We start from the raw sequence: 9577 nt of genomic DNA, 5'->3' as shown, positions 1-9577 counted from the left end.
ATGCAAGTCATACAAAGGCGTGCGCCGCGGTAATGTCATATCTATAACCTTTCAATTAGCGGGATTGGTCGCGAACGACCGTGACGGTGCAGTGCGCGTTCCGCACCACCCGGGCCAGGTTCGGGCCAATTTCATAGTTCGGGAAATCGCCCTTGGTGGAGGCCATGACGATCAGATCAAACCCCTCTTTATAGGCGAGTTTCAGGATTTCACGGTAGACGCTGCCTTCTTCGATGTGGATCGCCACATCGGAGGCATCGCCGTGATCCAGAATGGCCTGGACCGCGTTGCGCACATGATCCTTGGCACCGGCACCATAGTTCGCAGGCAGGTTCGGCAATTGAATTATCTCGGGGATGACGGAAACCGCGTGCAGTTCGGCGCCGTAGAATTTCGCTTGTTCCAACGCGACCGGCAGAGCCAGTTTCCAGGAACGGTCATCCGTATGATCAATCGGCAGCAGGATTTTCTTGGCCATCACGTCTCTCCTCGAGATATGGAATTCTGTTTCAAAGGCGGGGGGCCGGGTTGGCCCCCCGTTTTGGTCGGGCCGAACCTATTCGGCGTTTTTTGCGTTCGGCTCTTCAGACTGGCCGCTCGAGGCAAAGAACTCTTTCGTCAGTTTGAAGACGATTGGGCTCAACAGGGCCAGAGCAATCAGGTTCGGGACAGCCATCATGGCGTTCAGCGTGTCCGCCAGCAGCCAGATGAAGCCCAGATCCGCAGTTGCGCCGAAGTAGATCATGACGATCCACAAAACGCGGTAGGGTATCAGGGATTTCACACCCAGCAGGAACTCGACACATTTTTCGCCGTAGAAGGACCAGCCAAGGATTGTAGTGAAGGCAAAGATCGACAGGGCAATGGCGATCAAATACCCACCGATACCCGGCAGCGACAGTTCGAACGCATGGCTGGTCAGCGCCGCACCGGATTCACCGGATGTCCAGGCACCCGACGCGATGATTGCCAGACCGGTGATCGAGCAGACGATAATGGTATCGATGAACGTACCCAGCATCGCGATCAGACCCTGGTTTACCGGACCTTTAGTCTCGGCAGCGGCGTGCGCAATCGGGGCGGAACCCAAACCCGCTTCGTTCGAAAACACACCACGTGCCACACCAAAGCGGATGGCGGCCCAGACGGCTGCACCCGCGAACCCACCTTCGGTGGCGGATGGGGTGAATGCGTAGGTGAAGACGAGGGACAGCGCATGTCCGATGTTGCCGATGTTGATCAGCAGAACCAGCAGGCCCGCGATGATATAGGCAACAGCCATGAACGGAACCAGCTTGCCCGCGACAGCACCGATGCGCGTGATTCCGCCCAGGATAACAGCTGCGGTCAAGACCATTAGAACAACGCCGGTGACCGAAGTATTCAGGCCGAAATTGGCCTCCAACACCTGAGCAACACCATTTGCCTGTACGCCGTTGCCGATACCGAAAGCTGCGACCGCGCCGAACAGGGCAAAAGCTACACCCAGCCAGGCCCACTTCGCACCGAGGCCGTTCTTGATGTAGTACATCGGGCCGCCAACATAGTTGCCCAGCTCGTCTTTCTCACGATATTTCACCGCGCAGACGGCTTCAGCATATTTGGTGGCCATGCCCACCAGGGCGGTCATCCACATCCAGAACAAAGCACCCGGACCGCCCAGGAAGACAGCAGTGGCCACACCAGCGATGTTGCCCGTACCGATAGTTGCCGACAGCGAGGTCATCAGCGCGTTGAACGGGCTGATCTGCCCCTCGCCCTGCCCTTCGCGGCCTTTGAACAGCAGGCTGAAGCCTGTGCCAATGCGCAGGATCGGCATGAATTTCAGCCCGACCTGCAGGAAGAAGCCGACGCCGAGGATAAGAACCAGCATCAGCGGTCCCCAAACGACGCCATTGATGGCCCCTACGATTGAATTTAACGCTTCCATGGTATTCCTCCCTAGTGCGTCTGGTTATGCCCCGGCAGCAATCGCCCGCTGGCGAGCTTGCTTGAGGGCGGCAAAATCTTCGTCCGCGTGGAACGACGAACGGGTCAGCGGTGTGGCCGACACGTGCAGAAAGCCCTTGGAGCGCGCGATCTGCTCCAGCTGGGTGAACTCTTCCGGTGTCCAGAACCGGTCGATCGGATGGTGTTTCGGGGTCGGTTGCAGATATTGCCCAACCGTCAGGAAATCGACCTGTGCCGCGCGCAGGTCGTCCATCACCTGCCGCACGTCATCCAGGCTTTCCCCCAGCCCGACCATCAGACCGGATTTGGTGAAAATCTCGGGATTGGCGCGTTTGGCGTCGTCCAGCAGGCGCAGCGAAGTATAGTAGCGTGCGCCGGGACGAACCGTCGGGTAGAGATGCGGGACCGTTTCAAGATTGTGGTTGAACACATCCGGCGCAGCTTCGAAGACGGCCTCCGCCGCGCCGCCCTTGCCCAGAAAGTCGGGGGTCAGAACCTCTACCGTGGTGCCGGGGTTTTGATGACGCACGGCGCGGATGGTCTGTGCGATATGTTCGGCCCCGCCATCAGTCAGATCGTCACGGTCCACGGATGTGATCACCACATGGCGCAGGCCCAGCTTTTTGACCGCCGACGCGACGCGGCCCGGCTCGAACACATCGAGCGCATCCGGGCGTCCGGTTGAGACGTTGCAGAAGGAACAACCGCGGGTGCAGACCTCGCCCATGATCATCATGGTGGCGTGACGTTTGGACCAGCATTCGCCGATATTCGGGCAGGCGGCTTCTTCGCAGACAGTTGCCAGATCGTGATCGCGCATCAGGCGGCGAGTCTCATAGTACTCGGCGCGTTCGATCTTTTTTCGGCGTATCCACTTGGGCTTGCGCGGGATCACGCTGTCGGCCTTTTTGGCCTTTTCCGGGTGGCGAGGGCGAAGCTGGATGGTCATCTGGCTGAACTTCCTTAGGCGTGGATCGCGCGACCCATGGCGTCTAGGCAGGCTTCTTTCACCGCCTCTCCCATGGCTGGATGTGCGTGGCAGGTCGCGGCAACATCGGCGACGGTGGCGCCTTTGGTCATCGCCAGAACGAGTTCTGCGATCAGATCGCCGCCATGGGCTCCGCAAATATGCGCGCCCAGAATTTTGCCGCTCGCGTCAGCCAGAACCTTTACCGCGCCGTCGGTTTCCCCGGTCGAACGCGCGCGCGAGTTGGCCATGAAGGCGAACTTGCCGACCGTGTAGTCGGTACCGGCCTCTTTCAGCGCCTCCTCGGTTGCGCCGACCGAGGCGACCTCGGGGTCGGTATACACAACACCCGGTACGGTATTGTAGTCCACGTGAACATCCTGCCCGGCCAGCATCTCGACACAGGCGACGCCGTCCTCTTCGGCTTTGTGGGCCAGCATCGGGCCGAGGATGCAATCGCCGATGGCATAGATACCGGGCACCGAGGTGCGGAACTTCCCGTCAACCGGAACAAAGCCGCGCGGGTCAAGAGCTATCCCCAGATCTTCCAGCCCCAACCCGCGCGTAACGGGACGGCGGCCAACGGCGATCAGGACCTTGTCGGCCTCAATCACCTCTTCCTTGTCTTTGCCGACCCGATCCAGCGTAAGCGTTAATCCGGTTTCTGATTTGTCGATGGCCTTCAGCGCGCGCCCCAACTGGAATTTCAGCCCCCGTTTGGACAAGGCCCGTTGCGCCAGTTTCGCAATCTCGCCATCAATGCCGAGCAGCACGCGGTCGAGGTATTCAACCACCGTAACCTTAGCGCCAAGACGCGCCCAGACTTGCCCAAGTTCCAGCCCGATCACGCCCGCGCCGACAACAACCAGATGATCCGGCACCGTGTCCAGCGCCAAGGCTCCGGTCGAACTCAATACGTGCTGCTCATCAATCTCGATCCCGTTCAGCGGCGACGGCTCGGACCCGGTGGCGATCAGGATGTTCTTGGCTTCATAGGTATTAACGCCAACCTGCACCTGCCCGTCGGCGGGAATGCGCGCCCAGCCTTCGATCAGCTCAACGCCGTTTTTCTTGAACAGAAACCCAATGCCCTTGGTCAGATCACCCACGATCTTGTCCTTGCGCTCCATCATGGCGGGTACGTTGACGCTGGCCCCCTCGACCGCAATGCCATGGGAGGAGAGATGTGCAAGTTCGGCATATTTGGCCGAGGAGGTCAGCAACGCTTTGGAGGGGATACACCCAACATTCAAACAGGTACCACCCAGCGCCCCACGCCCCTCGATGCAGGCCACTTTCATCCCCAATTGGGCGGCGCGAATGGCCGCGACATAGCCGCCCGGGCCGCCGCCAATGACGATCAGGTCATAAATGTTCATGGGTCGTCTCTCAGTAAATGGGGTGTTGTGCGCACAGGGCGCGGACCTGATCCCGGGTCCGTGTTTCAACGGCCACGTCGCCTTCGGGCGCCCGGACCAGCGCATCCAGAACATCGCCAATCAAGTGGCCGATCTGGCGGAATTCATCCGGCCCGAACCCACGGCTGCATCCGGCGGCAGTGCCCAAACGGATACCGCTGGTCACGGTTGGTTTTTCCGGGTCGCCGGGAACGCTGTTCTTGTTGCAGGTAAAACCTGCACGCTCCAACGCGGCTTCGGCGTCTTTACCCTTCACCCCGATAGGGCGCAGATCGACCAGCATCAAGTGATTGTCCGTACCACCGGAAACGATGTCGCAACCGCGCGCCATCATCACTTGGGCAAGGGCCGAGGCGCTGTCGACAACCCGTTGCATATAGGTTGAGAATTCAGGTTTTAGTGCTTCGCCAAACGCGACGGCCTTGCCTGCGATCACGTGCATCAAAGGGCCTCCCTGAAGGCCCGGAAACACTGCCGAGTCCAGCTTTTTGGCCAGCGCCGCATCATTGGTCAGGATGATGCCGCCGCGCGGACCACGCAGCGTCTTATGCGTAGTTGACGTCACCACATGGGCATGACCGACCGGCGAAGGGTGCAAGCCCGTTGCCACAAGCCCTGCAATGTGTGCCATATCGGCCAGCAACCAGGCCCCGACCTCGTCCGCGATCTGGCGGAATTGGGCGAAATCAATTGTCCGGGAATAGGCGGACGCACCTGCGATGATCAGTTTGGGTTTCTCGGCCCGCGCCAAAGACGCCACCTGATCATAGTCAATCAACCCCGCATCGGTCAGTCCGTACTGTACTGGCCGGAACCACTTGCCCGATTGCGCGGGTTTTGCACCATGAGTCAGATGGCCGCCAGCGTCCAACGACATTCCAAGGATCGTGTCACCGGGGCTGAGCAAAGCCAATTTGACAGCCCCGTTTGCCTGAGCACCCGAATGCGGCTGCACATTGGCAAATTCGCAACCAAAAAGCTGTTTCAGCCGCTCGATTGCCTCGGCTTCAACCTCATCCACAAATTCGCACCCGCCATAGTAGCGGCGACCCGGATAGCCTTCGGCGTATTTGTTGGTCAGCACGGAACCTTGGGCCTCAATCACAGCCTGAGAGACGATGTTCTCTGACGCGATCAATTCAATTTGCTCAGCCTGCCGCTGGCTTTCGCGTGCGATCGACGCAGCGATAACCGGGTCTGCTGTATTGAGCGAAGTTTTGAACATTGTCTCCTCCCGTAGTATCGAATCCCATGTAAGAGATTTTGTTTCCTATAGTGGAATTTTACCTCTTAAAGCAACATTATTCTCAAAATTGTGAAGTTGTGCAACTTGGGAAAACCAGCTAATCTTTGAAAAACAAGGAGAATACATGTCTGAAGATACCCCCGGCGATGTTTCCAATGCGGAAGAACATGACGATGGGGCGGCACTGGGCCGGTCCATTCGGGACGCGCGGCGTGCAAAAGGCTGGACTCTGGAAGAGGCCGGGCGGGCGGCGGGAATCGGGCGCTCGACACTCTCGAAGATCGAAAACAACCAGACCCGCCCCAGCTTTGACATCGTTCGACGGCTGACTCAGGCGCTGGATATGAGCACGCCTCAGTTATTCCTGCAATCGGGTCAAACAGGCATTTCGGGTCGGCGCGACTTCACCCCCAAAGGTCAGGGCGAAACGCGGGACACCCCCACATATCTGCACGAGCTATTGTGCCCTGAACTAACCAGCAAACGGATGCTGCCCTATATCGCCACGATCAAGGCCCGCGATGTCTCAGAGTTCGAGAACTGGATCAGACATAGCGGAGAAGAGTTCATGTACGTCATCAGTGGCGAATTGATCTTTGTGTCCGAACACTACCGCCCGCTTCCAATGAAAGCCGGAGACTCGCTTTACTACGACAGTGGAATGGGGCACGGCTGCATCTCGACCAGCAAGGAAGATGCAAAGGTGCTTTGGGTGTCTTTGGAAGGCTCTGCCGCGCAAAATCTCAGATGACGGCGACACAGCCAAAACGCATTCAATCCCTGTCCGTCAGGCGCCAGATTTCCTGCTGTTCAAAGCCACGAACGGATTTCAGGCCAACACTTTCAATGTCGAACTGATCTTTCAACACCTCGGCGACTTCGTCCTGAACGGTGATTTGCATCGGTTCCGAAAACTCTTGCAAGCGTGAGGCCAGGTTCACCGCCGGTCCGAAAATATCGTAGACATATTTCTGGATACCCACGACCGAGCCCACAACCGAACCCGAGGCCAGCCCGATTCGACAGCGCCACTGGTGCGGATGGCTCAGGTTGCGGCGGGTCAGATAACGGACAAAACGAATGGCCGTATTGGCGATTGCCTTTGCGTGATCCGGCGTCGGATCCGGCAAACCTGCAACCGTGATATAGGCGTCACCAATGGTCTTGATACGCTCGCAACCGAATTGCTCACCGATCCGGTCAAAGGCGCTGTAGATGTCGTTCAACTCGGTAACCGTCACGCTGGGGTCCTGCGAAGCTACCATCTCGGTGAAACCCACGAAATCCAGCATCAGGACGGACACTGGATCGTAAAGCTGCGGCGTCACGACCCCAAAGGTCTTGTATTCCTCGTAGACAGACCGCGGCATCAGGTTCAGCAACAGCTTTTCAACCTGTTCCTTTTCCCGTTTCAGCTCACGCGTATTGCGCTCAACCATCATCGAGTAGGAATCAATCATAGACTCCAGCTCTTTGATGCGGGTGATGTTCTGACAGACAAGAACCAGCACATCATCATGTGCGACTGTAAAGTCCAGCGCGATGACCAATGTTCGGCGCTTCTTCTTGAAACTGATTTCCGAGGTAAAGCGTCCGGATTCAAACAAGCTCTTGCGAACCGTCTCAATCTCCAGATCGGGGAATAGCTGCTGCAAATGCGACGATTGAGTTTCGGTATTGAACCAATCCTCAAACGTGTCGTTGCGGAAACCGAACCGAAGTGTTTCGCGATCCAAAAGCGCAACACCCACACCGATGGCACGCAGCAACTGTTCATTGATGGCTTCGATAGTCATGGTTTACCTAACAATCAGAGGACGACGTTTCCCGAATTCTGCCAGGACAACAGCGATATCGTCCTGCTCCACGTCGTGTTTTTGAAGCGCATCCTGCAACACGGTTTCCAGCTCATCGAAATGGGTATTGGTAATCTCAAGATGCGAATGCAACTGACGTAGTTGTTTGTCTGTATAAGAAGCCGGGCCACCCAACAAAGATGCGACAAATTTGGTTTGATGGTCCACCATTTTCGTCATGTCCACATGATCAAAGAACGGGCCGACCTCATCGTTGTCCAACAGAGTGTCGTAAAATGAAATCACGATTTTGCTGATCTTTGAAAACCCGCCGTATTTCTCGTAAAGTGTGCGTTCAACCATTTAAACAAATCCCTATCTGAAAATTACTCTTCACCCGCATACCCTGATTTGCTCATGCGCGTTTCTCCAACCTTCCTGAAAAGATGCGTTGAAACGTTGGAGAAATGCCGTTTGAAGTCAGCGTCGTACCGCGATGATCTCGGCGTATTCCGACGCGATGCACAACGTGTCATTTGTTGACACATCGAATTCCCGGATCAATGCCATGATATCGTCGCGCAAAGCGGCTTGCCCAAACGTATCCAGTGCCTCGAACGCTTTCTGCATCGGGCCATAGAACGTGCGGAAGTATTCCAGAAAATGCTCGGCCGATCTGTAGCGGAACATGAAGGTTTTGCGCCGGAAAGACGTGATTTCGCACTTGCCTCCAAACGTCTCTTGAACCCAGGTTTCACTGCCCCATTGCGCCGGAGAGTTCACACCCGCAGGCGGTGGCACATGCTTCCCAATGGTTTTGAACAACTGTCCGATGAAACTGTCCGGTGTCCAGTTTGCCATACCGATCTTGCCACCCGGACGAACCATGCGCTGAAGCTCGGCCGCGGATTGCTGCTGATTGGGCGTGAACATCACACCAAAGGTTGAAACCACCGCATCAAAAGTCTGATCCCCGAAAGGCAGGTTCTCGGCGTCGGCAACTTTGTAGGTCACAAACAGACCTTCGGCTTTGGCGCGCTGGCTACTGGCCTGCAGCAGAGTTTCAACATAGTCGGTCGACGTAACATCGCAAAACCGCCGGGCGAACGCCAGGGTGGCATTGCCATTTCCGGCCGCGACATCCAGAATTTTGGCACCTGGCGTCATAGCCATCGCCTCGGCAAGCTCTTCTCCGGTGATCTGCAGGGTCACGCCCACTTTGCTGTAGTCGCCAGCCCCCCAGGCAACGTTCTGTTTGGCTTTAATAGCCGTAAAGTCCGGGGTGGCCGTGGTAGATGTTTGAACATTCATGATCTCAATCCTTCTTGCTGAATGCTGAATTTATGTGGTTCAGGCGGCTTTCCCGCTTGGCCAGCTGATGTTCACGGCGGGCCGCTCGGTGCTGGCCACGTGCTCAATGATCCGCGAGTTGACCCATTCCGGCTGGAAGATCGGAGCCATGTGCCCCAGCTCGGGCAACAGCGCCATCCGCGCATTGGGCAGCGCCTGCGCGATTTCCACTGCCGTGTGCTGCGCAATCTGCGGCGATTCCAGCCCGGTCATAACCAGTGTCGGCATTTCAAGCCGGGACAGTTCGGACAGATCCCAGTCTTCGGCGAAACCATTTTCGAAATCGCGCAGGACTGCGGGCACCATCGCGGCGAAGCGGTCTTTGGCTTGTGCGGGCAGCGCCTCCCAAAACCCACCTTCATTCCAGAAGTTCAGGAAGTGCTGCATCGCACTGGCAGGATCACCTTTAGATACCGTGGCGGACACGTTCTGAATGTCGCAAAACAGCGCTTGGCTCAGGTCATTCCCTTGCGCAAGGAAATGAAAAGTTGCCGGCTCGTAGAGCGTCAGGCTTTTCACCAGATCAGAGCGCAGCAGAGCGATCTTGATCGCGATGCCGCCACCGTTGGAATGACCGACCAGATGCACGGGGCGTCCCAGTGCTTCGATCTCACGCAGAACTGGTGCCGCTGAAATTGCCGCGCCAGTCTGGGACATATCAGGGTCCAGAGGATCGTGCCCGTAGCCGGGCAAATCAAAGGCATGGAGAGAAAACCGCCCTGCCAGATCCTTTGCCAACTGACCCCATTGGCCACCATTTGATGCCGAGGAATGCAACGCGACAATCGGTGCGTTGGTTGTTTCGGTAGTGATAAAAGAAATACTCATCATTTTGACCCAACTACAATTT

The 9577-nt window shown here is 57.1% G+C and carries 10 protein-coding genes; 1 reads left to right on the top strand and 9 read right to left on the bottom strand.

Going from position 1 to position 9577, the window contains the following annotated elements; genetic code table 11:
* Positions 1-55 precede the first annotated feature (55 nt).
* From GOV79_RS08515 to glyA, 5 genes are all read right to left on the bottom strand, one after another.
* Positions 56-478, bottom strand: a complete 423-nt coding sequence (locus tag GOV79_RS08515; protein ID WP_170789435.1) for a universal stress protein — start codon at positions 476-478, stop codon at positions 56-58.
* Positions 479-556: 78 nt separating this feature from the next.
* Positions 557-1930 carry an alanine/glycine:cation symporter family protein gene (locus GOV79_RS08510; protein WP_170789434.1) on the bottom strand — a complete coding sequence of 458 codons (1374 nt, stop codon included), beginning with the start codon at positions 1928-1930 and terminating at the stop codon, positions 557-559.
* 24 nt (positions 1931-1954) lie between these two features.
* A complete protein-coding gene (gene lipA / locus GOV79_RS08505) occupies positions 1955-2899 on the bottom strand; it encodes a lipoyl synthase (protein ID WP_170789433.1) in 945 nt (314 codons plus the stop codon).
* A 14-nt stretch (positions 2900-2913) separates the two neighbouring features.
* A complete protein-coding gene (gene lpdA, locus GOV79_RS08500; protein WP_170789432.1) occupies positions 2914-4296 on the bottom strand; it encodes a dihydrolipoyl dehydrogenase in 1383 nt (460 codons plus the stop codon).
* Between the two features lie 10 nt (positions 4297-4306).
* Entirely contained in the window at positions 4307-5560 is a 1254-nt protein-coding gene (gene glyA, locus GOV79_RS08495; RefSeq protein WP_170789431.1) for a serine hydroxymethyltransferase, read from the bottom strand.
* Between the two features lie 145 nt (positions 5561-5705).
* Between glyA and GOV79_RS08490 the strand changes: the two genes are divergently transcribed.
* Complete coding sequence (locus GOV79_RS08490; protein WP_170771603.1) at positions 5706-6332, top strand: helix-turn-helix domain-containing protein; 627 nt, start codon at positions 5706-5708, stop codon at positions 6330-6332.
* 22 nt (positions 6333-6354) lie between these two features.
* Here GOV79_RS08490 and GOV79_RS08485 read toward each other — a convergent pair whose 3' ends face one another.
* The 4 genes from GOV79_RS08485 to GOV79_RS08470 all read right to left on the bottom strand — a co-directional run bounded on the left by GOV79_RS08485 (position 6355) and on the right by GOV79_RS08470 (position 9555).
* A complete protein-coding gene (locus GOV79_RS08485; protein WP_170789430.1) occupies positions 6355-7377 on the bottom strand; it encodes an adenylate/guanylate cyclase domain-containing protein in 1023 nt (340 codons plus the stop codon).
* 3 nt (positions 7378-7380) lie between these two features.
* A complete protein-coding gene (locus GOV79_RS08480; protein ID WP_170789429.1) occupies positions 7381-7740 on the bottom strand; it encodes a group I truncated hemoglobin in 360 nt (119 codons plus the stop codon).
* 117 nt (positions 7741-7857) lie between these two features.
* On the bottom strand, positions 7858-8688 hold the full coding sequence (locus GOV79_RS08475) for a class I SAM-dependent methyltransferase (RefSeq protein ID WP_170789428.1): 831 nt from the start codon (positions 8686-8688) through the stop codon (positions 7858-7860).
* 39 nt (positions 8689-8727) lie between these two features.
* Positions 8728-9555: an alpha/beta fold hydrolase gene (locus tag GOV79_RS08470; RefSeq protein ID WP_170789427.1), complete on the bottom strand. Its 828-nt coding sequence runs from the start codon at positions 9553-9555 to the stop codon at positions 8728-8730.
* Positions 9556-9577 lie beyond the last annotated feature (22 nt).

It is taken from the genome of Ruegeria lacuscaerulensis (assembly GCF_013034745.1).
Taxonomy (GTDB): Bacteria; Pseudomonadota; Alphaproteobacteria; order Rhodobacterales; family Rhodobacteraceae; genus Ruegeria; species Ruegeria lacuscaerulensis_B.
Note: the sequence above shows the minus strand (reverse complement) of the source record. Positions and strands in the feature narration are given on the sequence as shown.